The sequence below is a fragment of the Bradyrhizobium sp. P2_E8 genome, assembly GCF_056403875.1.
This window is the reverse complement of sequence record NZ_JBFUES010001546.1, coordinates 1-1,152: the sequence shown is the minus strand read 5'-3', so window position 1 is coordinate 1,152 and position 1,152 is coordinate 1. Positions and strand designations below refer to the sequence as shown.

Annotated in this window: 2 protein-coding genes and 1 pseudogene; all 3 read left to right on the top strand. The window is 63.4% G+C overall.

Going from position 1 to position 1,152, the window contains the following annotated elements; genetic code table 11:
• The coding region (locus AC1D00_RS42180) for a cupin domain-containing protein (RefSeq protein ID WP_477014784.1) at positions 1 to 285 on the top strand (285 nt) is incomplete at its 5' end.
• 308 nt (positions 286 to 593) lie between these two features.
• The gene (locus tag AC1D00_RS42175) at positions 594 to 959 is read left to right on the top strand and encodes a nuclear transport factor 2 family protein (RefSeq protein ID WP_477014783.1); all 366 of its coding nucleotides are present in this window, start codon (positions 594 to 596) and stop codon (positions 957 to 959) included.
• 125 nt (positions 960 to 1,084) lie between these two features.
• Positions 1,085 to 1,152 (top strand): annotated as a pseudogene (locus AC1D00_RS42170) (YciI family protein); the annotation flags it as partial.

The window sequence follows — 1,152 nt, the reverse complement described above, 5'->3', positions numbered from 1 at the left end:
CTCTGCATCTTCGAGCAATGGGTCGCCCCCGGCGCCGGCGCGCCGACGCACAGCCATCCGGTCGAGGAGGTGCTGACCGTGCGTGAGGGCGAGGCCGAGATGTGGATCGAGGCCGAGCGCGTCACGGTGAGGGCCGGCCAGTCGCTGCTGATTCCGGCCGGCCGCAAGCACGGATTCCGCAATTCGGGCACGGCGACGCTGYACGTGCATGCCGTGCTGGCCGCGCCGGTCTTCGAGGCGCTGCCGGAAGGGGCGAGTGAAGCGACGCGGCGGTGGGAGCAGTAGGGTAAGGGCGTCGTTATCTGTCGCCGTCACCCTGAGGTGGCCGCTTCTTCAGCGGCCCTCGAAGGATGACGGGGATCGTGATAAAGCCAGAGCTTACGCCAGCTCCGCCGATGCGCGCTGCATGTTCGACGATATGTCGGAGGTCACGCGAGCGCGTGCTGGAACCTGGCCTTGCTGTTGAAATTGAACACTTGAAGTTCCCCGGAATGGTTCAATTTCGCATCGTCTCCGGCGAAATTCGGCAAGCAATGTCGGCGCAAGCGTGCGTGCATCGTCTTCAAGAGGATTTTCTCTGCGGAGACCGATCAATGTCTGACGACCGCGAGCGACTGATTCGAAGCCTCTTCGCAGCCTATCTCGGCAACGACCGGCAACGGGTGAGCGAGGCGCTCGCCGACGATTTCCGCTTCACCAGCCCGTTCGACGACGACCTCGACAAGGCGACCTATTTCGAACGGTGCTGGCGGGACACCGGCTGGATCGCGCGCCACGATATCGAGCGCATCTTCGTCGTCGGCGACGAGGCCTTTGTCACCTATCGCTGCCTTGCGACAGATGGCAGGAGCTTTCGCAACACCGAGTTCTTCACCTTCGCCGGCGGCAAGGTTCGCCGGATCGAGGTCTATTTCGGCGCTGCGTTCCAGGACGGCCGGTTCCTGCCGCAGCCGCGCTGACGCAGGAACTTCCGAGGCATGACCTCCGGAATAATTTTCGCCACGGTGTCGATTCCATAGCAAGGCGTTCGTCTTACAGGGGAGAGAGCGGGCTGGCTCGGCCCGCCCTAAGCAAGGAACTGCCCATGCGATTCATGATGCTGATGATCCCGCTCGGCTACGAGACCGCGCCGCCGGACGTGCAACTCGATCC